The organism is Pseudomonas sp. AC239 (genome assembly GCF_979258545.1).
The window spans coordinates 2,621,638-2,646,116 of record NZ_OZ409864.1; the positions used below are offsets into that span (position 1 = coordinate 2,621,638).

Genomic DNA, 24,479 nt, shown 5'->3' on the forward strand with positions numbered 1-24,479 from the left:
GTTTGAGCGGTTGTAAGTCCGATTGAAGTTTCAATTGTTTTCCACCAGCAATAAACAATGGTCATGTCCCACAGGGCAGGGCCATTTTTTATGCCCGACGGTCGCGCCGGTCCGCTAATTATTTCGCTGCCGTTACAGCGTACTGCTCCGGTGTTATCAGATATTGCCGGGGACAAGCTTTGTATTCCTTGTTGTTTGTGTGGCGCGTATTCGCCCACTAGGGTGCTGTGTTCACAGCACTTGTCGAGTGTCGTTCAAATCAATCTACCGCTCTGCAGCGGCGCGAAAGTGTGCGCGGTCAATGAGCCATTTAATAAACAAGGAGTGTGTAATGGCTTTGAAAAACGATTATTCGTTCGGGCGAGCGTTCGTATCTGCGCAAGAGTATTCGGTGATCTCCAGGGCGTTACGGGAGTTCTCTGCCTCGGCGCAGTACCAAGCGCTGAACGACTGTTACCAGCAAGCCAGTCAAACGACCGATCCGGTGTCGTTGTTGACCCTGGCGAGCCTGTTTCAAGAGCAACTTGCAGCGCTGCTCAAACGCAAGAAAACCCCTGTCCCGGTGGCTGTCGATGACATTGCGCGCGGGCTGCAACGTTATCTGTCACGGCTTTCGACGACCGTGGAAATGTTGTCGGGGCTGACCCGGCCGGTTCCGAAGGTTATCCATTTCGTTTGGGTTGGCGGCAGCGAAGTGGGTGTCAATCAGCGCGATTACATGAATATCTGGCGCCAGGTGATGGCGGCGGAGGGTTACCGCTTCAACCTTTGGTACGACAGCGATGCGTTGCTGGCTTTCGAGATGAACCGGGTCATTCTCGACAGTGCCAGGGCTGATGCGATGGCGTCCGGTGGCGCTGCACTCAAGCATGCCGGGCAACTGGCGACGATGATTGAAGACCGCGCACGGGTGTTGAAACAGCAGATGTTCGACTACCTCAGCCAGCCGAAGTGGAAGGGGCGAGCCGATCAAGCGCGCATCGATCTGATGGTGCGTGCTTATGGCAAGGACCGCGCGACGCTGCAGGCTTTTCGTCAGCGCTGCCTGGACAGCCATCTGGCGATGGTTGGCGCGGATCTGCAATTACGCGATGTATCTCACGCCTTTGCCGATGACTTGCTGGCGGACGTTTACCGCCGCGAAGTGTCGATGCGCGGCAACTTCGCCGCAGCGAGCGATGTGGTGCGCTTGCAGGCCGAACTTCGTGAGGGCGGGCGTTATACCGACATGGATTATCTGCCGCCACTGCTCGATAAGTTGGGCGGTGTCGATATCAGCGATTACAGTCAGACGCAAAAGATCGGTGTTCTGCAACTTCTGTTGAACAACAACCCGCAGTTGATGCCTGGACGCGATCCGCAGCATTACCCCGACAGAACCGGCAGTCTCCCAGAACAACATAAACAACTTCTCGAGGATTTTGCTCGCAGCGAACCTGACGTGCTTGAACTGTTCGTGCCGCCACAGACCGTGGAGGCCGGTGAGAACGGCTTTCGCATGGGGCTGCAAATCGGCGAAGAAATGAATGCACATTTCATCGCCCAGCCGGGCAGCGGCATGACGATGTCGATCATGCAAGTGATTCGGCTTAATTACGACGTGCTTACTGAAGTTGAAAGACGCATGGCCAACTCGGGATCCGGGTGGGCCGACAGTGAAACCCTGACCACGGTCGCTGCGGCAGTCATCGAAGAGATGTTGGTCAGGTCGAACTTCACCAACTGGAATGAAGCTTATGCCTACCAATTGCTGAAAGCGGTTGTCACCTATTACCAGGACGGCATTCGTAATGACGCGGGAGGCACGGTAACGCTCACCGGCCCGGGCGCGGCCCTCGCCGGATTGCATGAATACATTGAAGCCAATTGCGATCCGTTTTTCACTCGTCAGGTGCTGGCGCAACAGCGTCTGCGCGAGGGCTACAACGTCAATACCGAAGAGGAAACCATTTCCGGCTGGATCGTCAGGGGCACGGAAAAAGACTGGCTGGAGATGGAACACGCCCGGTGGGCCGAGGGCAAGCTGAAATCCCGTTATGCCGGACGCTTGTCCGACCTGCTCAGTGATCGAAGCCTGAACTTCGAGCGCGGCTGGCCCGTTGTCGAAGGCAAACCGGTGCTGTTGACCGCGGTGCTGCAACGTTTGATGGATGATCTGGGCGAGCCGTTCATTCGAGCGATGCGAGACAAGCTGAGCGGGGAGGTTACCTTCGATCAAGCCGTGGTCATCGACTTCGGCACCCGCCAACAGGTGCTGGCGCAAGGACCTGTCGCTGTGCCGACTTCCCGTGGTGCGGATTCCATCAGCCATCTCAACGAACTGTTCAGCCGCATCGCCCACGGTACGTTGCCGCTGGAGCATCTGAGCCCGTCGATGCGAGTCGTGCTCGGCGGCATTTTCGGCGCAACGAGCGTGGACGATGTCGGGTTCGCCGATACCTGGCAACAGGTGCGCGACCTGGCCATCGCCACCGACCGCGACGGCACTTTCGCGCGCTACGATGCGATTGAAAAAGCCGTGCGCCAGCGCCGCTCGGCGGCGTTCGAGAACGGGCTGGAACGCGACTTGGCGACGGCCACATCGACGACCCGCGAACTCAAGGTGCAAGCCATGTCCGAGCCGCTGACGCTGCGCCAGTGGGGCGAGCGTATCGGCCAGATCAAGCGCAGCGCCCGGCAGGAGTTCCGCACGCAGATCTTGCAGCGCAGCGGCCAGGTGCGTGACGTCTTTTTCAAGGCTGGCGCGGTGTCGGTCAAGCAGTTGCCGCAGGATCTGTTGCAGCACAACGCAGGCGACCCGGGGCGTCGCTGTTATCCGCTGGTGCTGCTGATGGGCGCCGCCGTTGCAGCTGGCGAGCCGGCGGAGCGGGCGTTGGTCGGGCATGTCGCCAGCGCCAGCGCGAGTCCCGACGAACTTGGCTCGCGGGCGTTGCGCAGTGCGCTGGACGAACTGCGCGCCTTGCCCACCGGCGAGGTCGGCAGCGCTCGCGGCGTGCAGCGCATGGACAGCATCATCGCCGCGCTTGACGCCAGTGCGGCACCTGCGGTGCTGCTGCTCGATACCGGCGACCACGCCCTGCTGCTGGCCAAAGTGCGAACCGGTGAGCACGCGGCCTATCGCTTCTACGACCCCAACTTTGCTATCTATGGGTTTGCCGATGGTGCGCAGTTGCAGCGTGGCGTAGAGCATTATCTGAGCGCAGACGATAACGCGCTGGCGAAGCTTTATGGCCTTGGTGACATGGCCACGGCGCAGTTCACCGTAACTGAGCTGGACACTGCGGCGATCGCCGAACGCAGGCTGTCATCGGATCTGCGCGTGGACAGTTTTCTGCACAACGTTGCACTGGCCGATCCGCAGGGAGCGTCGATCTGGCACAAACAAGCGCTGGCCCGTACCCGGTCTCTTGGCGAAAACGCTCGGCTGGGCGCCAGTCTCGCGCAACTGGATGCACGCTACTGGGCCAGCGAGTTCGAGCAGGCGACCGAGCGCTTGCGCCTTGAGCACAAGGTGGCGCGTGATTACGTGCCGTTGCTCGATACCCTCGGCAACAAAGCCGACGGCGGCCACAGCATTACCCTGATCGATCCGCGCAATGCGCAAAACACCCTGACGGTGATCACCCGCGATTCGCGCTTTCAGAAAATCAGGCAATACGTCGAACGACTCGTGCAGGGCGGTGCGGCCAGGCCCGGGCAGACGGCTGACCACGACGGTGGCAGCCGGCTGAGTTTTGCCTTTGCGATCCAGACGCTGATCAGTGAAATGCGCCAGCGCGATTACCGCGCTGGCGATACCGTGCCGGCGTTGACCGTTGCTCTGCAGATCCAGGTGTACGTCAGTTATGCACAGCTGGGCTTTGGTGTCGCCAGCGATGCTGTGCAGATCGTCCAGCTGGTGCGTCAGGCAGCAGCGGCCGAGCGGGCGTTGCAGCAGGGCTCATTCGCCGCACGCCTGGCAGGACAGGCCGCCACGGGTGTTGGTGTGGCATTTTCCGTGGCCAATATCGGCTTCGACATCTACAACCTGACGCAGGCAGAGAATCATGAGCAGCGAGCGCGGTTCTCCACGTCCCTGGCGTTCAACACGGCGGCGCTGGGTCTGGATCTTGTCGCCCTGGCAGCGGGCGGAACGGTGGGGGCGTTCGCCGCAGCGCTGGCTGTGCCGCTACTGGGCGTGGGTATCGGGGTGACCGCCATTGCCAGCAATCTCGGGCAGATCATGGACAAGGCTGCGGCCATCGGCGAGCACCTCTCGCAGATTCACGACGCTTATCAGCAATCTTACGAACGCGCTGGCGCGGTCTTGCAGTTCCCCGCTCTGGCCGTGATTACCGAGGTGGATCTGCACAGCAAAAGGGTGGCGTTCGAGGGGCAGAAGTTTTACCCCTGCAAGGGCAGTGCGCTGGAGCTGCCGCAGTACGACGATGATCCAGCCAGGCGACATGCCGCGATCAACATCCCCAGAGCCTTTCAACGGCCTGCTGTCGGCAGCGTCTGGGGGACCTTGCCCGAGGCGCTGGTGCTGCCCTGTTCACCCGTCTGTTACTACGGCTACGAATATCAGCTCGGCAGCGCTGGGGCCGTGCCTTTTTCCACGACCCGCTATCCGCGGTTGCATGACCGTCTGGCACATCAGCTGGAATATGACGCGCTCGGTAACCGGGTGTTTTACCTGTTCAGCACGCCGTTTGCGCCACACATCCTTTACAAGCTGCATCCGGTCTTCATGGCCACGACGATCAAGGTGCAGTTGAGCGCTGAGGTCAGCCAACTGGTGGTTCCGGACCTGCCACCAGAGTGGCGCGAGAAGATTGCCTACCGGATCACCGCGCCGCAGGGGCAATACCGGATTCGATTGGTGCCAGGCCTGCTGGCGGTGAATTTCGAACAAGCGCAGGGCTGGGAACGGGTGACATGGACGGTGCAAGCGTCCTGGGCCCGGGTGGAACAGGTCAGCTTTCGGGAAAAGCCACGGGACAGCATCGACAGCGCACCTGACATGCTGGTCGATGGCGTGGTGTTGAATCGTTTCGACGGTGTCATCGAGCTCGCCGAGGGACTGTTCCGGATCGACTGGACAGGCCTCAGCCTGCATCTGATCGGTGTTGTTCTCGACTACGAAAACGAAGCTGCGGATCAGCTTCGCAGCGCCGACATGACAGCCAGCGGCATCCCGGCGCCGGTTCTGCGCTATCTGCGCGCTCAGGTCACCAGCGGGCAATTGACCGCAGCGTATTTGCCGTTACGTAACTTCAGAGTGCCGTTCAATTCGCCGGGCCAACCAGTGGTGACCACCGGCTATTACGACACTGCGCGGGACCGGGTGCTGTTCGCACGTAACCTGCCGCAGGAGGTCAACGAGGGCGTGGTTCTGGCAGGCGTCAGCGCCCGCCATGCGTGGTTCTACCATCCCGATCATCCATCGCTGTGGCGGGTCGATGTGCTGACCGGTACTGTCCAGCATCGCTACCGACTGAAAAATCCGCGTATGGGATCGACGATCATTGGCTGCCAACAACAAGCCGATGGTGCGCTGCGGATTGTGCAGAAGCTGACGGCAGAAACGTTGCATGGCACCACCACCATCGAGTATCGGATTACCGCTCAGAAGGTCGAGCTGACGGCTTGCAAGATCACTTTTGCGGCAGAGGATTATCGGTTCGAACCGCGCGAAGCGCTTCGACAAATCGATGCCCCGTTCAGGCGCGAATCGCCAGACACGCCCGCCAGCAGCGGCTGGTCTTATGCTCCGTTCATTGTCGTGGAAGGCTATGCCGGGTTGCGTCGGCGCGACCGGGCCTGGCTGAACAAGGCGACGGACAAGTGCATTCAGGCCGGGCAGGACCGGTCCTGGCCCGAGGACTTGTTGATGCTGGTGCCGTCCAGCGCGGAAAACAACGCGGTGCTGTTCTATAGCCCGCAGGAGCGGACGATCAGTCGCGGCATCGAACCCCGGGTCGGGCATTGGCAGAATGTGGTGATCGAACACGATGTGGTGGAGGTCACTCAGACCAATCAGCGTTTCATCGCCACCAAGGACGACGGCCGACTGTTCGAAATCGATATCGTCGACGTGCCGGCAGCGGCAGCGATCGACGACGCGATTGTGTTTCAGTACGGGGTACCTTCCCTTGCCCACAGAAGCGATGAGGCGTGGCTCGATGAGGCCGATAAGCCCTCGATTCTCCGGTTCGCCGGTGTCGGGCCGCGTTGGCTGCAGCGACATCCCGATTGGTTGAGCGCATTGCCCGCGCTGGCCACGAAAGCGCCGTTGCTGCCGTTGCCGATCTTCGGTTTACGTGATGTGGCAGGTCAGGCGTTCCTGGCGGCATGGTGTGTCGATGGCAAAATCGCTGTGGCTGATATCCGTCAGGGCAAGGAGCTGGCGCTGCTCGGTCTGACCCCGGATAACAGCGCGGTCTGGTTGCTTGAAATCAGCACCGGACAACTTTATCGCCAGCCGCTGATGGCGATCGCAGCACTGCGGGGAGTGTTTGCCGAGGACCATCGTTTGCTGAAATCGGAGGCGCTCCGCAGGCCTGAAAAGGTCTGGACGTCATGGATTTTTGCTGAGGTGCGACGCCAGGGTGAAGGGCTGGTCGCGCAGACCCTCGACGGGGTGCATCTGCAATTGCTGGATAACCAGCCGGCAATGATCGTTGGCGTGGAAAATCGCTGGTCTCATGTGCCGGGGCAGAGCGATGAACAGTTACGTGCACGCCTGCGAGCATTGTTGCACGGGCATGCCCACGCGCCTGTCATACAAGTGGCAAGTGCAACCGGACGCTATCTGTATTACCTGCCGCAACTTGATCGGCTGTTCGATCTGGCCGGACGCAGTGACGGGCAGTGGTCTGCATTTCTCGGTACCCGTGGCTCCAGGCAGCCGCTGTTGTTCGACCCGGTCGACCGGTTGATTTTCAGCGCCGGCCCGAACGACGGCGTCTGGCTGCCCGGCAGTTATGCCCAGCGCGACGCCGAAGTCCTGGCGCTTGAGGTGGGTGATGACATGACAGAGATCGAGCCATTGCTGCCCGAAGGCGTCGCCAGGCTGCTGCTGGCTTACGGTGCGCAGACCTCGGGTTATCGGCTGTCGCAAGCGTCCTTCCGGCGCCTGGACTGCATCGTGGTCGATGGGCGACAGGCTTCGGATGCTGAAACGGCAGAACCTTGCCTGCTGGATCTGGATCTGGACGAGTGCGGGCATTGGTGGATGTCACGGGTCGATGACGATGTGGTGCTGACCGATCCGGACTCCGGACACAGTCTGATCGTGCGCAATTTCGACGGACAACGCCCACTGCTACTGATGCTGCCCATCGCCGGGCGGCCACATACCTTGACGCTGGCTCAAGGGCTGCAAGCCTTTGCCAATGCGCGCGGTGTCGAGGCAACGGTCAGCCTGACAGCGGTGATCGCAGCGCTGCGCTGAGGTCGCCATGCACAACAAAACGCCGCGAACGGTGACCGTACGCGGCGTTTGTTGTCGCGGTTGCACTGCGACAATGCTCAAGGCACCAGATAACCCTTCACACCGGTAAAGATGATTTGCGCTGCCAGCGCGCAAACGAACAATCCCATCAAGCGGCTGACAATCTGCAAGCCCTGATCGCCGAGAATCCGCTCGATGCGATTGGACAGGTACAGCACCACACCGACAGTGAAACTGGCGAGCGCAATACTCATGATTGCGGTGAGCTTGTCGTCCCAGTGCGGCTGGCTGACGCCCATTACCAGCAAGGCGCCGATCGTGCCGGGGCCGACCGTCAGTGGAATGGTCAGCGGCACGATGGTCACGTCCTGCTGCACATTGTCGGCCTGCACCGCCGGTTTGCCCTGCGCCATGCCCAGTGCAGAAATGAACAGCACGCTGCCGGCGCCAATGCGGAAAGCATCCACGGTGATGCCGAAGACATCGAAAATCACTCGCCCGAACAAATACAGCAGAACGCTGGAAATCAGCGTCGCAAGCGCCACCTTCCAGGCCAGGCGCCGCTGCTCCTTGCGCGAATAGCCGCGGGTCAGGCTGATAAAACAGGACAACACGAAGAACGGGCTGTAGAGCACCAGCATCTTCAGATAAACGCTGAACAACACATGGAGCATGATGCAAGCTCACTGGCGATGGAGTCGGGGGGAGTCTATCAGGCACCGGACAATCTGTCGGTTTACGACGGCTGGGTCGTGGCCCGGTTCTGCTGATCGCGTTCGGCGACCCAATGCTCGATCAGTTCACGCAGTTGCGACAGCTCCACCGGTTTGGACATGTGCCCGTCCATGCCGGCCTGGCGGGCGCGTTCTTTATGTTCGGCGAGAATGTGCGCGGTGAGGGCGACGATCGGTGTGCGGATGCGCTGATTGCTGACTTCCCAGGCGCGCAGTTGCTGCGTCGCGGAGAAGCCATCGAGGATCGGCATTTCGCAGTCCATCAGCACCAGGTCGTAACGTTGGGCCTTCATCGCTTGCAGCGCTTCTTCGCCATTGCTCGCGGTGTCCGGTTGCAGATTGAGCTTGCCGAGCATGCCGCGAATCACTTTGGTCGAAATGGTGTTGTCCTCGGCGACGAGGATGCGGAAGTCGCTCGGCACCTTGGCCGCTGTGGCCGCCGTAACGACTTGCGGCTGGAACACCACCTGGCCCTTGTTACGCTGATTGAGTTCGTCCGCCAGCGTGGTCTTGAGCGTATAACCGGCCACCGGTTTGGCCAGAATCCGTTTGATCCCGGAATTGCGCGCAATGATCTTGCTCGGCGCGTTGCTGATGCCGGTGAGCATGATCAGCAGAATGTCGTGGTTCAAGCTCGGGTCTTCCTTGATCTTCGCGGCCAGTTGCATGCCGGTCATGCCGGGCATGTTCTGGTCGAGCAGGACCACGTCGAAATAATCGCGCAGGTGCGCCTTGGTGCGCAGCAGTGCCAACGCTTCCTTGCCCGACGGCACGGCGCTGACATTCAGGCCCCAGGCGCTGCACTGCTGCACCAGCACTTTGCGGCAGGTGTCATTGTCATCGACCACCAGCACCCGTGCGCCTTGCAGCGGGCTGTCCAGATCGGACGTCGGATGCTCGAGGCGATCCGGGTCCAGCGGCAAAGTCAGCCACAGCGTGCTGCCCTGAGTGGCGCCGCTCTTGATGCCGAACTCGCCTTCCATCAGACGAATCAGTTGTCGCGCAATCACCAGGCCGAGATTGCCGCCGAGGCGATTGGCCGAAAGGAAATGTTTGCTGTGCAGTTCAGCGTGCAGCAATGCTTCACGCTCTTCCTGCTCCATCGGCGCGCCGCTGTCCTGCACGGCGATACGCAGGCGCGGTTTGCTGCTGCGCTCATCGAGGGCAACGACGATCAACACTTCGCCTTCCTCGGTTTTCTTCAGGGCGTTTTCCAACAGGCTCAGCAAGGTCTGGCGCAGGCGTGTCGGATCGCCGCTGATCACCCGCGGCACTTGCGGCTGGATGAAACTGATCAGCTCGACGTTCTGTTGCTCGGCCTTGGCCCGGTAGATGCTCAGGCAGTCGTCGATCAGCGCATTGAGGTCAAACTGCACGTCATCGAGTTCGATCTGCCCGGATTCGAGCTTGGAGATGTCGAGGATCTCGTTGATCAGCGTCAGCAGTTCGTTGCCGGCGCTGTGGATGGTCTGCACGTAATCGCGCTGCTTGACCGACAGCGGCGTGCCCAGCAGCAGCTCGGTCATGCCCAGAACACCGTTCATCGGCGTGCGGATTTCGTGGCTGATCTTGGCGAGGAATTCGGCTTTGGCGTTGATTTCGGCGTTGCTGGCCGCCAGGTCGCGGCTGATGCTGAAGCGGCTTTCGGTGATGCTGCGCTGTCGCTCACCCAAGGCAATGCTCATCAACAGGCCGCTGATACAGATGAACACCATCAGCGTCATGATCAGGCCTTGCGGCGTGACCAGCGTCAACCCCAGCAGCGCCGGGAGGATGACCAGCGTGCCGATGTTGAACACGACCATGGCGGCGACGAACAGACGCGCCGGGCGATAACCTTTTTGCCAGTGATAGAAGCCCACCAGCAACATGCTCAGGCCGGCCAGTGCGACCAGTGCGTAGGTGATGATGTTCAGCGGCAACGTGTTGACGAACAGCAGCAACAGGCTGCACGTGACGATCAACAGAATGTCGCCCCACAGCAGTTTGTTCAGCGGGTGCTGGCCCAGAGGCGCGAAGAAGCGCAGGGCATACATCAACCCGGCGGGAGCCGTCAGCAACAGGGCCAGATAAGCCCCTGGCGTCTGGAACGCATGCCAGTTCGGCAGCCACGGACCGGCAAGGTTGAGCAACAGGAACAGACTCAGCCCGAGCAGGCCTTCACAGATTGCCAGCCACAGACTGCTGCGCGAGCGCGAGTAGGCGTAGCGCACCAGATTATGCAGCAGGAGCATGGCGAGGCAGCCGAACAGCAGGCCGAAAATCAGCGTCTGCTTCTGATCGGCCGCGCCTTCGAGCGCTGCCTGCAGGGTGATGTGCGGGCGCAACTGATGGTCGGAGACCATGCGCACGTAGACATCGAGGGGCTTGTCGGCCTGGGGCAGGGGCAGCATGAAATCGCTGCTCGGCAACGGTCGCTCGGCCTGGGGCCGCTCGTTGCCGGTATTGCGTTGCTCGATCAGCCGGTCGCCGTCGAGCACGTAGAGATTGAGCTGTGACAGGTCAGGGGCAAAGATGCGCAGCACTTGCTCGTGCTTGCCCGGCGCCAGTTTGAAGCGCAGCCACAGGGCGCCCTCGGGGCCGGCCGCAGTCAGACGGTCAAGCTCGGTGGGGCTGAATTGATTGGTGTAGCGAGCGGAGCGGATGTCGCTCAGTTGCAGGATGCCCTGATCGTCAAGCAATACCGACCAGCCACTGCCTTGCGCGGCCTGGGCCGGGAGCATGCAGAGCAAGGTCATCAGCGTGACGGTGAAGCTTATGGCAATCCTGAGCCAGCGCACGGCGAAATCCCTTCGTAGGTTGATGCCAGAATATAACGATGCGCGACGACCGAACAGCCCGGCGAGGAATGGCATCCCGCGCCGGGCCTGATGATCGCTTACTCCTGGGTTTCGCCGCGTTCACGGGCAATGGCGCGGTAGCCAATGTCCTTGCGGTAGAAGCAGCCTTCCCAATCGATGGCAGCGGCCAGTTTGTAGGCTTGCTGCTGAGCTTCACCGACAGTGGCGCCCATGGCCGTGGCACAGAGTACGCGGCCGCCCGCAGTAACGACCTGACCGTCCTTCAATGCGGTACCGGCGTGGAAGACTTTGCCTTCCAGACCCGCCGCTGCATCGAGACCATTGATCGCCGCGCCTTTAGCGTAGTCGCCCGGGTAGCCGCCAGCGGCCAGCACAATGCCGACGCTCGGACGCGGATCCCACTGCGCTTCAATCTTGTCCAGCGCTTGCGCCAATGCGGCTTCAACCAGCAGCACCAGGCTCGATTGCAGACGCAGCATGACCGGTTGGGTTTCCGGATCGCCGAAGCGGCAGTTGAACTCGATGACTTTCGGGTTGCCGGCCTTGTCGATCATCAGACCGGCATAGAGGAAACCAGTGTAGACGTTGCCTTCCTCGGCCATGCCGCGCACGGTTGGCCAGATCACCTGGTCCATCACGCGCTGATGCACGTCGGCGGTGACTACCGGGGCAGGGGAGTAGGCACCCATACCGCCGGTGTTCGGGCCGCTGTCGCCGTCACCGACGCGTTTGTGATCCTGGCTGGTGGCCATCGGCAACACGTTCTTGCCGTCGACCATGACGATGAACGAAGCTTCTTCGCCGTCGAGGAACTCCTCGATCACCACGCGCGAACCGGCGTCGCCAAACGAGTTGCCGGCGAGCATGTCGCGCACGGCGTCTTCGGCTTCGGCCAGGGTCATGGCGACGATAACGCCTTTGCCGGCAGCGAGGCCATCGGCCTTGATCACAATCGGCGCGCCTGTTTCACGCAGATAAGCCAGGGCCGGCTCGATCTCGGTGAAGTTCTGGTAATCGGCGGTCGGGATCTTGTGGCGGGCGAGGAAATCCTTGGTGAAGGCTTTCGAGCCTTCCAGCTGCGCAGCACCGGCAGTCGGACCGAAGCAGTCCAGACCACGAGAGCGGAACAGATCAACGACGCCAGCCACCAGCGGCACTTCCGGTCCGACGATGGTCAGAGACACGTTCTTTTCAGCGAAATCGGCCAGTTGCTCCAGCGCCAACACATCGATGGCGACGTTTTCGCACTTGGCTTCAATGGCGGTGCCAGCGTTGCCCGGTGCAACGAAAACCTTCTGCACACGCGGATCCTGAGCCACTTTCCAGGCCAGAGCGTGTTCACGGCCACCGCTGCCAATGATCAAAATGTTCAAAGAAAGACTCCTTCGGAGAAGCTGCAAGCTACAAGCTGCAAGTGAAGGCACACGTGGGCTTCTCAGATGCAGCTTGTGGCTTTGAATTAGTTTGAGCTGCAGTTGCAAGAAGAGCGACGCGTATCTGCTTTTTCTTGCAGCTTGCAGCTTGAGGCTTGTAGCTGCCGCAACTCAGTGCCGGAAATGACGCATTCCTGTAAACACCATCGCAATCCCTGCCTCATCGGCAGCGGCAATCACTTCAGCATCACGCATCGAACCGCCCGGCTGGATCACCGCCGTGATGCCGACCTTGGCCGCATTGTCCAGACCGTCGCGGAACGGGAAAAAGGCATCGGAAGCCATGACCGAACCGGCCACCTGCAAACCGGCGTGCTCAGCCTTGATCGCGGCGATTCGTGCCGAGTTGACGCGGCTCATCTGGCCGGCGCCGACACCGATGGTCTGGCGGTTCTTGGCGTAGACGATGGCGTTGGATTTGACGTACTTGGCGACTTTCCAGGCGAAGATCAGGTCGTGGATTTCCTGTTCGGTCGGTGCGCGTTTGGTCACTACTTTCAGGTCGTCGGCGCTGATCATGCCGATATCGCGGCTCTGCACCAGCAGGCCACCGTTGACGCGCTTGTAGTCCCAGGCAGCCGCGCGGTCAGCCGACCACTCGCCGCAGGCCAGCAGGCGTACGTTGGCTTTGGCGGCAACGATGGCGCGGGCTTCTGCGCTGACGCTTGGGGCGATGATTACTTCAACGAACTGACGCTCGACGATCGCCTTGGCGGTTTCGGCGTCCAGTTCACGGTTGAAAGCGATGATGCCGCCGAACGCCGACTCAGTGTCGGTGGCGTAGGCCAGTTCGTAGGCCTGACGGATGCCGCCCTCAGCGTCCGGGCTGACCGCTACGCCGCAAGGGTTGGCGTGCTTGACGATCACGCAGGCTGGCTTGACGAAGCTCTTCACGCATTCCAGCGCAGCGTCGGTGTCGGCGACGTTGTTGTACGACAGCTCTTTGCCTTGCAACTGGGTTGCGGTGGCAATGCCGACTTCGGCAGGCTTGGCTTCCACGTAGAACGCCGCGCTCTGGTGCGGGTTCTCGCCGTAGCGCATTTCCTGAGCCTTGATGAACTGGCTGTTGAAAGTGCGCGGGAATTCGCTGCGACCTTCAGTGCTCAGGGTTTCAGCGGCCTGGTTCACGGTGCCCATGTAGTTGGCGATCATGCCGTCGTAGGCGGCGGTGTGTTCGAAGGCCTTGAGCATCAGGTCGAAACGCTGAGCGTAGGTCAGACCGCCGGCCTTGAGATTTTCCAGAACGTTGGCGTAATCGCTGGCATTCACCACGATGGCCACGTCTTTGTGATTTTTCGCTGCCGAACGGACCATGGTCGGCCCGCCGATGTCGATGTTCTCGATAGCGGTCGGCAGGTCGCAGCCTGGCTTGTTGATGGTCGCTTCGAAGGGATACAGGTTGACCGCTACCAGATCGATCGGCTTGATGCCGTGCTCGTTCATGATCGCATCGTCAGTACCGCGACGACCGAGGATGCCACCGTGGATTTTCGGGTGCAGGGTTTTTACCCGACCGTCCATCATCTCGGCGAAACCGGTGTAATCCGCGACTTCCACTGCGGCAACGCCGTTATCGCGCAGCAGCTTGAACGTTCCGCCGGTGGAGAGGATCTCGACGCCCAGAGCTTCGAGCTCCTTGGCGAATTCGAGGATCCCGGTCTTGTCGGAAACGCTGATCAAGGCGCGGCGGATCGGCAGGCGGGTAGTCTGGTCGGTCATCTCAATTTCCATCAAAAGCAAAGGAAGTCAGCAAAAAAGGCGACCGTTTTTTACGCGGGCGCCTTTCTGGTTTGATTGAATGCTTACAGCAGATCGTACTGCTTGAGTTTCTTGCGCAGCGTGCCGCGGTTCAGTCCGAGCAGCTCACTGGCCTTGGTCTGGTTGCCCTTAACGTAATTCATCACGCTTTCGAGCAGGGGCGCCTCGACTTCGGACAGCACCAGGTTGTACACATCCGTGACGGACGCGCCCTCAAGGTGGGCGAAATAATTGTGCAGCGCCTTCTCGACACTCCCGCGAAGGGTCTGGCCTTCTTCGCTCGGCGTGTTGAGGTGCTGTTTCAAATTCACGTTGTCGCTCACGGGTGTTGTTCCACTCACTAAAGTCTCGGTCATCATCGTCATGCGGCCACCCCTTCTTCGTCCCCTGTCAGGCTCTTGTAACGCTCGGCGAAGAACTCCCGAACGTCGGCGCATTGTGTTTCCGTACCATCCAAACGATTGAAACGGGCGCGAAACTCCCTGGCGCCCGGCAAGGTTGCGAGATACCAGCCCACATGCTTGCGGGCAATGCGCACGCCCATCACGTCACCATAGAAGGCGTGAAGGGCAGCCAGATGCTCCAGCAGGATGCGTTCCACTTCGCTCAGTTCCGGCGCCGGCAATTTCTCGCCGGTGCGCAGGAAGTGTTCGATCTCGCGAAAAATCCATGGCCGCCCTTGAGCGGCACGGCCTATCAGCAGGCCATCGGCACCGGTCGCGTCAAGCACGTATCGGGCCTTTTCCGGCGAATCGATATCGCCATTGGCAAACACCGGGATCGACACCGCCTGCTTGATCGCGGCAATCGTGTCGTACTCGGCTTCGCCTGTGTACAGATCGGCGCGCGTACGGCCATGCACGGCCAGCGCTGCGATCCCGGCCTGTTCGGCGATCTTCGCCACGGTCAGGCCGTTCTTGTTCTCGCGATCCCAGCCGGTGCGGATCTTCAGGGTGACCGGCACATCAACCGCGGCCACCACGGCCTGCAGGATCTCGGTCACCAGTGCTTCGTCTTTCAGCAACGCGGAGCCGGCGGCCTTGTTGCAGACCTTCTTCGCCGGACAGCCCATGTTGATGTCGATAATCTGCGCGCCCAGTTCGACGTTGGCCCGTGCCGCATCGGCCAGCATCTGCGCATCGCCACCGGCAATCTGCACCGAGCGGGGCTCGGGATCGCCTTCGTGGATCATGCGCATGCGCGACTTGCGGGTATTCCACAGGCTCATGTCGCTGGTGACCATTTCCGAGACTACAAGCCCTGCGCCCAGACGCTTGCACAGCTGACGAAAGGGCTGGTCGGTGACGCCCGCCATCGGGGCGAGAATCAAACCGTTCTGCAATGTATATGGGCCGATGCGTACCGCCGACATAGGACTTCCCTGAAGTGGGGCCGGATCATGAGAGTTCGAAAAAGGGTGGGCATGATACCCGCTCTCGATGACTGGTTAAAGGCTGAATTGAACAAAATCTGAACAGTTATTCTGTTATCGCCAACGGTTTGGTTGGCTCCGATCCAGTCAGAAAAATGCCGTCAATCGGGAAACGCTGAAGCGGTTCATTCCGGCGAATGGAAGTTCAGGCTGTAGTTCACGGCTTTCGGCCCCGGATCGAGAATATCCAGGGCGATGTGGATCGGCGTCTGCGGCGGCATTTCCGCCAGGCCTTCAAGATCGCCGCTCAGGTACTCGCCGGGTTTGAAGCGACGACTGGCGATCAGGTGACCGTTGAGGTCGGCAAAGCGCAGTTCGAGCAAGGGGAACGGCTGGGAAAACGTCGCGCGGTTGTAAATGATCGCATCGACCACCAGCGCCCCGCTGAATTCCGGATGGCTGCGCACCACCAGGTTGCTGCTCTTGATCTTGCCGATGTCGACTTTGGACGGCACGGTGCAGCCGATCTGCGGGCAGACCTGCTGGAACCATGGGCGGTATTGATCCTGCCGCGCCAGTTCCTCGAAGTGATAGGCAACGTACTGAGCGGCAAGAGCGCCGGCGGCCAACACCACCAGCACCAGCCAGAGCAGGCGCCGGCCCCAAGGGGAACGGCGTTGCTGCCAGTCCAGTTGCAGCGGATCGTCGGTCAGATCCTGCAGCACCTCGGCGCGCACGCCGGGCTCGGCCCGTTCACGCTTTTTGCGCGGCGAGGTGATCAACGGCAGATCGTCGTCATCGCTGTCGTCGCTGGCCGACAGGCGCTCACGGCGGGCGTTGGGATCGATCGGATCGTGCAGGCGCAGTTGCGGGATCGGCGGCTCGTCGTCCAGATCCACCGGCTCCAGCGACAGCGAAGGTTCGGTGCGCTCGGGTTCGAGGGTTTCGATGTGCTCGATATCTGGCTCGATATCTGGCTCGACATCAGGCGCTACGCTGCGCTCATCGGCAGGCTCGCTGAACAGGCTGTCGGGCCAAGTGCCTTCGTCGGGTTCCGGGCTATCGCGCCGGGCGCTCAAGGAATCTTCGCGGGCACGCCCGAACTCGGCGACCGGCTGGATTTCGCGTTGTTCGAGGCGGGCGAGTTCTTCGTCCAGATCGAGGCTGTCCAGATCCAGTTCCGACGCGCTCCATTGCTTCTGGCTGATGGCGCGCGGTGCAGGAATTTGTTCGACGACCGCAGAATCGCTGACAGGCGCGGGCGCTTCAGGCAGCGGCGGCGCGAGTGGCGTCACCGCGTCCTTGCCGGCATGTTGCTCGAGCAGCTGCTTGGCAGCATTGAACACTTGCAGGCAGGAGCCGCAACGAACCACCCCGCGCGCCACGCTCAACTGGGCATGGTTGACGCGGAAACTGGTCTGGCAATGCGGGCACTGGGTGACGAAACTGTCGGTCATGCGGCGATCCGGTTCAGGCAAGCGGTCATTTTAGCGCCGACGCCCGGTGATGCGCACCCAGCCATCGCGATTGGCGATCGGGTCGAGCTCGAAGTCCTGCGCATAAGCCGCAGCGACTTCTTCGCCCTGCTCGGCGAGAATGCCCGACAGCGCCAGGCGCCCGCCGCTCTTGACCAGACTGGACAGCTGCGGCGCCAGAGACACCAGCGGACCGGCGAGAATGTTGGCGACCAGCACGTCGGCCGGAACCTGCGGCAGATCTTCCGGCAGATACAGCGGGAACAGCTCATCGGCAATGTTGTTGCGCCCGGCGTTGTCGCGCGAGGCTTCAAGTGCTTGCACGTCGATGTCGGTGCCCACGGCTTCCTTGGCGCCGAGCAGCAGCGCGGCAATCGCCAGAATCCCCGAGCCGCAGCCGAAATCCAGCACGTGGCAGTCTTTCAGATCCTGGCCGTCGAGCCATTCCAGGCACAGCGCGGTGGTCGGGTGCGTGCCGGTGCCGAAGGCCAGGCCCGGATCCAGCAGCAGATTGACCGCGTCAGGCTCAGGCGCTGCATGCCAGCTCGGTACGATCCACAGGCGCTGGCCAAAACGCATCGGCTCGAAACCGTCCATCCAGCTGCGTTCCCAGTCCTGGTCCTCGATGACTTCGCTGTGGTGCTCGGGCAGCGGGCCGCCGGTCAGCAGTTCCAGATGGGCCAGGACCGGCTCCGGTTCAGTGCCGCCTTCGAACAGGGCCAGCAAGTGGGTGTGCGACCACAGTGGCGTGGTGTTGAGTTCTGGCTCGAAGATCGGCTGGTCTTCAGCGTCCATGAAAGTCACCGACACGGCACCGACTTCGAGGAATGCGTCCTCGTAGGTTTCGGCTTGTTCCGGGGTGATGGCGAGACGGACTTGCAGCCAAGGCATGGCGGGCACCTTTGAAAATCTGTGGGGCAGCCCGAAGCTGCAAAAGCGCGCAGTTTACGCCAGGTCGCCGGCAAAGTGGACACGCCGCTTTGCTGTTACACAATCACCGGGGCGATATACATATGTATTGCCTGAGTGCGGTTGCCGGCAAATAGAGTGAAAGCTCATTTATACGCAATAACGGGCTGGACGACATGGCGGGTGAACAAGGGATTGTAGAAGAAAAACGAGCGCAAGCCGCTGCGTCCACAGGAACGGCCCAGGAGATTCTGCTGCGGATCACGCGTTGGCAGGTGCTGATCGACAAGCGTCTGAGCAGCCAGATGACCTTACTGGCGGCCATGGAAAACTTTGCGTTGACCGAGCTGCGCGATCACTACCCGCACGGCAATATCGATCCGGGGTTCGTGCTGGCTTTGCTTGATGCGATCCTGCAGAAAATCATCGACGGCAAATCGCTGATGTACCTGGCGATCCGTAACGCTCCGTACCGCTGGCCGGGCGCTGCTGATCGGGCTTTGCCGGCCGGCCGCCGTCAAGCGGTCATCCAGGCCGTAGATAGCGTTTCGGAACATTTCCTTGATCATTACAAAAATTATCTGCGAACACACTGGCAAACCAAGGGACAGGAGACTGCGTTCGATCAGTTGGTCTTGCGCAAGTTGCGGCGCTACATCAACGACATCGACGCGCTGTTCCACCCAGACCGTCTCGCGGGGCTGACGCCGGATCGATTACGCAGGCAGATCGAAAAGGTTCAGGAACGAGGCGCTCGCCGCTATCGGTTGACCGCGCTGGCAACGGGCGCGGAAAAGAAAAGGCTGGAAGCGCAGTCATACGCGCAATTGCCACATTGGTTGCGGGTGCTGAATGAACCCGGGTTAGCCAGGTTGCGCAGTTATCAAGAGCAGACGTCGCAGGCCCAGGCAGCGCTCGATGATCTGCTGGAAGGCTACGGCTCGTTGCGCGCCTATGCCCGGCTACAGGCGATTGACTACATCCGGCTCAAGCTCGACATGGAGGTCGAACCGGACCGGATCGACGTTCGCCTGAAATGGCGTTCAGCGGTTGGCGAGCCGACGCAGAACCGCAGTCTGAGCGAATTGCTCGCGGCGGGACCGATCGGCGCGGATTTCGCCGTCGTGCTGGAAGTGACCAGCGGCCCTTCGCGACGCAATCAGCCGCTGGAGCCGGCATTCATCGCCGACATGCTGGCCGGCCAGGATTACCCGGTCGGATACCTCAGAGCCCTCGTCGGGCGATATGCGCGCGAAGAAGTGCAAAAAGCCTCGATCGACTGGTTTATCGCACGGCTCAAGCAAAGCGCGTTCATAGCGCGTTGCGCAGGGCATATGGCAGTGGAAGAGCATGACCGTCTCGAACCGATGTGGGCGGGGAAGGCCATGGACGCGTCCTTGCGCGTCGCCGCGCTGGCGCTACCCAACGGCATGCAGTGTGCCGACTTTCTGGTGTTTTATCGGGAAGACACTCCATCAACGGTGAGCGACCTGCTGCTGTACGCACCAAACAAGCCGGACGGTCAAGAGTGGATCCGCCTGCCTTCGCTGGCGGCACTGACTGGAGAGGTCTGGGGCTGGACGCAGAGCGAGTCCGGTCGCGAATACCTTGTGCAGCAGCTTTCCCCGACTGCCCATCGTCAAGCCCGTGAGTATCTTGTTGCCGTGGCGGCCGATCCTGGCCTTTGGGGAATGAAAAGTGATATCCGGCGTGCGTCCATGCCGTTCGCCGCATGCGTCGAAGCGGCGGTGCAGATGGGTCTGGCGAAAAATTTGCAACAGGTCGAAGAGGACAACTCACTGCGCTGGTACTCAACGCTGCCCCTGGATGCGCGCCGACGTCTCAGCAGCCTGAATCAGGAGCTGGTTGTCCATCAGCAGGTCTTCAACGAGTGGCTCGGCGGTTTCGAAGTCTTTATCGACTTCGCCAGACGCACGGTTGCCGCCGAGATCGCGCCTTATATGCGCAGCAAACAGGTACTGGAACCGGTCGACCCGGCCACCGTATTGATCGATTACAACGCCGGCCTCGCTGATCGCAGGCAGCAGTCGGTGGCCAGCCTGCTCGATCTGGCGATCTACGGCTATGACGACAACGCCGGCATCGATCATCCGAAAAAAGGTGTGCGCTCCTCCGTTGGCCAGGATTTGAGCCGGGTGCGCAGCGCCGATCTGGCCTTGTATCTGCGCCGGGCCTGGTTGGGTGAAAAGTACGCCAGCGAGATCCGCAGCAAATATCTCGACGCCCGCGATGACGCTTACGAGCCGCGTCGGTTCGCCTGGCGCAACGTGCTGCTGTCGAAGATGGATCGTGATTTGCGCGTCGCCGGAAGTCAGGCGCGGTTAAGCGACGCGGTCTATTTTGCGCTGGTCCGTCAGGTCTCGTTGTTGAGTCAGCCGCCAGCGCCGGGTACGCATTTGCCGGGCGCCAGCGTGGTCAGCAGTGACGGTGTTTTCAGCTTTACGGTACGCAGCCACGTGGTGCTCGGGGTTTACGTTTTCACCTGTTTCTATCCCGAACCGTCCTGGTGGCTGTACACCCCAGATGCTCCCGATGATCTTGTGTTGCGTGCGTATCAGTCACTGTATGGCGACATTGCCGGATCGTTGCATGACTATTTGCTGGCACGCACGCCGGTTGCTGCGCGCGCCACGGTGTCGCGTTCGCTGTATGCGATAGCGGCAAAAAAACAACGCGTCGATACGCTGTTCGAAGCGCAACGAGTGAGCGATGCTCGCAGCGAATTCAATGCTTATATCGAGCGCACCGTCACCGATGTGGAAGACATCACCACCAGTCGCGCAGAAATGATCGAGCGACAAGTGGTCAAAGGCCTGATGTTCGGTGCCGCGCCGTTCTGCATGGTGTTTCCGCCCTTCGCCTTGCTGCTGGACGTCGTGTTCGTTGCCGTCAGTGCCGGTCAAGCCGTCGCGGCGCATCTGGAAGGCGATGTCGAGGGCGCGCTCGGGCATTGGCTTGAGGCGTCGTGGGGCGCGCTGTTTGCCTCGGTTGGCGCTGGCAGTACGGCCAAATTGCTTGGGCGTACGGTCAGAAACCTGAAGTACACGACACGGCCGGCCTCATTGCTCAGCGAGCGCTTGAACACCGTGGCTCCGCTTCGCAAGGAAGCGTTGCCGGCGGTTCGCGAGGTGCGTTTTCATGCCAGGCAGGCCGTCAGCAACAAGCCGGGTAATTTGCAGCGGGTCACTGAAGAAGGTGTTTTTTATGGCACATGGCGCAGTCCGCCGAGTGCTGTCCAGCCGCAGCCGAGCTATTACATTCGCCATAGAGGCAGGTACTTCCAGGTCAGGGAAAACCCGCATTTCGGTGGCCTGAGCCTGGTCGATGCCCGGCGTCCCGCCGCCATTTATCAGCGCCCCATACGCCTGGCTGCGAGCGGCAAATGGACCCATGATCGAGTCGGGCTGCGCGGCGGCCATGATCAGGTGGGCAACCTTGGTCATGTAAGCAATCTGCGCGATGCATTTCCCGGTCGCGTCGAGCCAGCGCTGAGCCGTGGGGCGTTGCAGGGCGAAGCCGTGGTAGCGAAGTTCGTCGCCGGGTCTGTGGACAATTATCTGTTTTCGCTGAACGCGCAAACCTGCGTGATTGCCTCGATGTACAACCCGGCGACCAAGGTCGGCGCGGTCATCCATTTCGATCACAACATTCACTCTCTGATTGAGCGAGCCGTCCAGGACGTGATGGCGCGCCTGGGAGGCTCGGCCAAGGATATTCGTGCCACCCTGGTGGGCGGTGACTGGCTGACGGGGGCGGATATCGGCGGGGCGGTCAGAAGTGTATTGCGCCAGCAGGGGCTGCGGCCAAGCTGGGATTACTGGTCCTACTCTTCATGTCTGGGTAATAACTATGCGGTTTCGCTGAATCTGAACAGCGGTGTTTCGACAGTGTTCAAGACGTCCTCCAATCAGGTTGAGCGCCTGTATACGCCGGTTTTGCAGCGAGCGGGATATGCCACCGATCCGGTAGCGAAACGCGCGAAGCTGTTCATGCAGCGGTTTCGTCAAAAGCCGTTGCAACAAGATGCCTCTGGCGCTGTGGTCGATCAGGGCGGGCGCCTGGCCACTGCTGAATTGGTTCAAGGGCAGGCTTTTTCGTTGGTGTCGCTGAGCTGATGGCGTTGTTCCAGGCATAAAAAAACCCGATCCGCAGGGATCGGGTTTTTTACACCGCTTCAGCCTTACGACTGTTTGGCCAGCTTGTGCTCGAGGTAGTGAATGTTCACACCGCCCTTGCAGAAGCCTTCATCACGAACCAGGTCGCGGTGCAGCGGGATGTTGGTTTTGATCCCGTCGACCACGATTTCGTCCAAGGCATTGCGCATGCGGGCCATGGCTTCGTCGCGGGTTGCGCCGTAAGTGATCAGCTTGCCGATCAGCGAGTCGTAGTTCGGTGGCACGGCATAACCGCTGTACAGGTGCGAATCGACGCGAACGCCGTTGCCGCCTGGAGCGTGGAAATGCTTGACCGTGCCCGGGCTCGGCATGAAGGTCTTCGGATCTTCAGCGTTGATCCGGCACTCCAGCGAGTGACCGCGGATGACCACGTCATCCTGAGTGAACGACAGCTTGTTGCCAGCGGCGATGCTGAGCATCTCCTTGACGATGTCGATACCGGTGACCATCTCCGAAACCGGGTGCTCCACCTGAACACGGGTGTTCATTTCGATGAAGTAGAAACGACCGTTCTCGTAGAGGAACTCGAAAGTCCCGGCGCCACGGTAGCCGATGTCGATGCATGCCTTGACGCAGCGAGCCAATACTTCCTGGCGCGCCTTCTCGTCGATGCCCGGTGCCGGCGCTTCTTCGAGAACCTTCTGGTGACGACGCTGCAGCGAGCAGTCGCGGTCGCCCAGGTGGATGGCGTGGCCCTGGCCGTCGGACAGTACCTGCACTTCGACGTGGCGCGGGTTGGTGAGGAATTTTTCCAGATAGACCATCGGGTTGCCGAACGCCGCGCCTGCTTCGGAGCGGGTCAGTTTCGCCGAGGCGATCAGGTCTTCTTCCTTGTGCACCACACGCATGCCGCGACCACCACCACCACCGGCGGCCTTGATGATCACCGGGTAGCCGACTTCACGACCGATGCGCAGCGCCGTTTCTTCGTCTTCCGGCAGCGGGCCGTCGGAACCTGGAACGGTCGGTACGCCTGCTTCGATCATCGCGTGCTTGGCCGATACCTTGTCGCCCATCAGGCGGATGGTGTCGGCTTTCGGGCCGATGAAGGCGAAGCCGGAGTTCTCGACCTGCTCGGCAAAATCGGCGTTTTCCGCGAGGAAACCGTAGCCTGGGTGAATGGCGGTAGCGCCGGTCACTTCAGCGGCAGCGATGATGGCCGGGATGTGCAGGTAAGACTGAGCGGCGGACGCCGGGCCGATGCAGACGGATTCGTCTGCCAGACCCAGGTGCATCAGCTCTTTGTCGGCCTTGGAGTAAACGGCGACGGTCTTGATGCCCATCTCTTTGCAGGCACGCAGAATCCGCAGGGCGATCTCACCGCGGTTAGCGATCAGAACTTTTTCCAACTTCGCAGTCATCAAAGGCTCTCCGCGGTTCAAACGATGGTGAACAGCGGTTGGTCGTACTCAACCGGCTGGCCGTCTTCGACGAGGATGGATTCGATCACACCGCTGGTTTCAGCTTCGATGTGGTTCATCATCTTCATGGCTTCGACGATGCACAGGGTGTCGCCTTTCTTCACGGTCTGGCCGACTTCAACGAAGGCTGGCGAGGTTGGCGAAGACTTACGGTAGAAGGTGCCGACCATCGGCGAACGGGCCACAGTGCCGTTCAGCGCGGGTGCAGCAGCGGCAGCCGGAGCAGCGGCAGCGACTGGCGCGGCAGCAGGGGCAGCGGCCGGAGCCTGCATCGGGGCTGGCGCGTAGTACTGCTGCGCCGGGGTCTTGCTGTGGCGGCTGATACGTACGGACTCTTCGCCTTCCTTGATCTCGAGCTCGTCGATGCCGGACTCTTCCAGCAATTCGATCAGTTTCTTAACTTTACGGATATCCATGAATCATCAACTCCCAAGGGTCGGTCAGGGGCGTATAGCTTGGTGTTCAAGCTGCTCTAGTGCGGCCTCCAGGGCCAGTCGGTAACCGCTGGCGCCAAGGCCGCAGATCACTCCTACCGCTACATCGGAGAAGTAGGAGTGATGGCGGAAAGGTTCGCGCTTGTGCACGTTGGACAAATGCACTTCGATGAATGGGATGCTCACTCCCAGCAGCGCGTCACGTAATGCGACACTTGTGTGCGTAAAAGCCGCCGGATTGATCAGAATGAAATCCACCCCTTCACCGCGCGCAGCGTGGATGCGATCGATCAATTCGTACTCGGCGTTGCTTTGCAGATGCAGCAGATGATGGCCGGCTTCGCGGGCGCGCCGCTCCAGATCCTGATTGATCTGCGCCAGGGTCGTCGACCCGTAGGTCCCCGGTTCCCGGGTGCCGAGCAGGTTCAGGTTGGGGCCGTGCAGCACCAGTAGCGTTGCCATCTGCGTTGTCCTTGTTATCAATGAGCAGTCGTCAGAACCCGGCGACTAT

13 protein-coding genes are annotated in these 24,479 nt (G+C 60.8%); 2 read left to right on the top strand and 11 right to left on the bottom strand.

Annotated elements, in window-relative coordinates; all coding sequences use genetic code 11:
- Window positions 1–331 precede the first annotated feature (331 nt).
- A complete protein-coding gene (locus ACZ0AZ_RS11945; RefSeq protein WP_463537431.1) occupies window positions 332–7,435 on the top strand; it encodes a TcdA/TcdB pore-forming domain-containing protein in 7,104 nt (2,367 codons plus the stop codon).
- 77 nt (window positions 7,436–7,512) lie between these two features.
- Here the strand turns inward: ACZ0AZ_RS11945 and ACZ0AZ_RS11950 are convergent, their stop codons facing one another.
- The 8 genes from ACZ0AZ_RS11950 to prmA all read right to left on the bottom strand — a co-directional run bounded on the left by ACZ0AZ_RS11950 (window position 7,513) and on the right by prmA (window position 17,899).
- Window positions 7,513–8,109, bottom strand: a complete 597-nt coding sequence (locus ACZ0AZ_RS11950) for a MarC family protein (protein WP_016771870.1) — start codon at window positions 8,107–8,109, stop codon at window positions 7,513–7,515.
- Window positions 8,110–8,171: 62 nt separating this feature from the next.
- The gene (locus ACZ0AZ_RS11955) at window positions 8,172–10,949 is read right to left on the bottom strand and encodes a hybrid sensor histidine kinase/response regulator (RefSeq protein WP_463537432.1); all 2,778 of its coding nucleotides are present in this window, start codon (window positions 10,947–10,949) and stop codon (window positions 8,172–8,174) included.
- A gap of 98 nt (window positions 10,950–11,047) precedes the next feature.
- Entirely contained in the window at window positions 11,048–12,343 is a 1,296-nt protein-coding gene (purD, locus tag ACZ0AZ_RS11960) for a phosphoribosylamine--glycine ligase (protein ID WP_463537433.1), read from the bottom strand.
- 171 nt (window positions 12,344–12,514) lie between these two features.
- Window positions 12,515–14,122 (bottom strand): bifunctional phosphoribosylaminoimidazolecarboxamide formyltransferase/IMP cyclohydrolase, encoded by a 1,608-nt coding sequence (purH, locus tag ACZ0AZ_RS11965; RefSeq protein ID WP_463537434.1) that lies wholly within the window; start codon window positions 14,120–14,122, stop codon window positions 12,515–12,517.
- Window positions 14,123–14,205: 83 nt separating this feature from the next.
- Window positions 14,206–14,526 carry a DNA-binding transcriptional regulator Fis gene (gene fis / locus ACZ0AZ_RS11970; RefSeq protein ID WP_002555375.1) on the bottom strand — a complete coding sequence of 107 codons (321 nt, stop codon included), beginning with the start codon at window positions 14,524–14,526 and terminating at the stop codon, window positions 14,206–14,208.
- Window positions 14,523–15,533 carry a tRNA dihydrouridine synthase DusB gene (gene dusB / locus ACZ0AZ_RS11975; protein ID WP_310403781.1) on the bottom strand — a complete coding sequence of 337 codons (1,011 nt, stop codon included), beginning with the start codon at window positions 15,531–15,533 and terminating at the stop codon, window positions 14,523–14,525. Before dusB ends, fis begins: the two co-directional genes overlap by 4 nt.
- Window positions 15,534–15,718: 185 nt before the next feature.
- Window positions 15,719–16,990, bottom strand: coding sequence for a DUF3426 domain-containing protein (locus ACZ0AZ_RS11980; RefSeq protein ID WP_463537435.1), 1,272 nt, complete (start codon window positions 16,988–16,990; stop codon window positions 15,719–15,721).
- A 30-nt stretch (window positions 16,991–17,020) separates the two neighbouring features.
- Complete coding sequence (prmA, locus tag ACZ0AZ_RS11985) at window positions 17,021–17,899, bottom strand: 50S ribosomal protein L11 methyltransferase (protein WP_039757012.1); 879 nt, start codon at window positions 17,897–17,899, stop codon at window positions 17,021–17,023.
- A gap of 194 nt (window positions 17,900–18,093) precedes the next feature.
- On the opposite strand from prmA, the gene ACZ0AZ_RS11990 reads away from it, so the two are divergent.
- The gene (locus tag ACZ0AZ_RS11990; RefSeq protein WP_463537436.1) at window positions 18,094–22,053 is read left to right on the top strand and encodes a type III effector 1; all 3,960 of its coding nucleotides are present in this window, start codon (window positions 18,094–18,096) and stop codon (window positions 22,051–22,053) included.
- 65 nt (window positions 22,054–22,118) lie between these two features.
- On the opposite strand, the gene accC is transcribed toward ACZ0AZ_RS11990, so the two are convergent.
- Genes accC through aroQ form a run of 3 tightly spaced genes read right to left on the bottom strand, consistent with a single transcriptional unit; the run spans window position 22,119 to window position 24,430 of the window.
- The gene (gene accC, locus ACZ0AZ_RS11995; protein ID WP_024011424.1) at window positions 22,119–23,474 is read right to left on the bottom strand and encodes an acetyl-CoA carboxylase biotin carboxylase subunit; all 1,356 of its coding nucleotides are present in this window, start codon (window positions 23,472–23,474) and stop codon (window positions 22,119–22,121) included.
- A 17-nt stretch (window positions 23,475–23,491) separates the two neighbouring features.
- Complete coding sequence (accB, locus tag ACZ0AZ_RS12000) at window positions 23,492–23,950, bottom strand: acetyl-CoA carboxylase biotin carboxyl carrier protein (protein ID WP_016771862.1); 459 nt, start codon at window positions 23,948–23,950, stop codon at window positions 23,492–23,494.
- Window positions 23,951–23,974: 24 nt separating this feature from the next.
- Window positions 23,975–24,430 (bottom strand): type II 3-dehydroquinate dehydratase, encoded by a 456-nt coding sequence (gene aroQ / locus ACZ0AZ_RS12005; protein ID WP_016771861.1) that lies wholly within the window; start codon window positions 24,428–24,430, stop codon window positions 23,975–23,977.
- Between the last annotated feature and the right edge of the window lie 49 nt (window positions 24,431–24,479).

What these genes read in the sequence shown, in the direction of transcription:
- fis (WP_002555375.1), bottom strand. Translation starts at nt 14,526, where the DNA reads ATGACGATGATGACCGAGACTTTAGTGAGTGGAACAACACCCGTGAGC.
- prmA (WP_039757012.1), bottom strand. Translation starts at nt 17,899, where the DNA reads ATGCCTTGGCTGCAAGTCCGTCTCGCCATCACCCCGGAACAAGCCGAA.
- ACZ0AZ_RS11950 (WP_016771870.1), bottom strand. Translation starts at nt 8,109, where the DNA reads ATGCTCCATGTGTTGTTCAGCGTTTATCTGAAGATGCTGGTGCTCTAC.
- aroQ (WP_016771861.1), bottom strand. Translation starts at nt 24,430, where the DNA reads ATGGCAACGCTACTGGTGCTGCACGGCCCCAACCTGAACCTGCTCGGC.
- accC (WP_024011424.1), bottom strand. Translation starts at nt 23,474, where the DNA reads ATGACTGCGAAGTTGGAAAAAGTTCTGATCGCTAACCGCGGTGAGATC.
- dusB (WP_310403781.1), bottom strand. Translation starts at nt 15,533, where the DNA reads ATGTCGGCGGTACGCATCGGCCCATATACATTGCAGAACGGTTTGATT.
- ACZ0AZ_RS11990 (WP_463537436.1), top strand. Translation starts at nt 18,094, where the DNA reads ATGGCGGGTGAACAAGGGATTGTAGAAGAAAAACGAGCGCAAGCCGCT.
- purH (WP_463537434.1), bottom strand. Translation starts at nt 14,122, where the DNA reads ATGACCGACCAGACTACCCGCCTGCCGATCCGCCGCGCCTTGATCAGC.
- ACZ0AZ_RS11980 (WP_463537435.1), bottom strand. Translation starts at nt 16,990, where the DNA reads ATGACCGACAGTTTCGTCACCCAGTGCCCGCATTGCCAGACCAGTTTC.
- ACZ0AZ_RS11945 (WP_463537431.1), top strand. Translation starts at nt 332, where the DNA reads ATGGCTTTGAAAAACGATTATTCGTTCGGGCGAGCGTTCGTATCTGCG.
- accB (WP_016771862.1), bottom strand. Translation starts at nt 23,950, where the DNA reads ATGGATATCCGTAAAGTTAAGAAACTGATCGAATTGCTGGAAGAGTCC.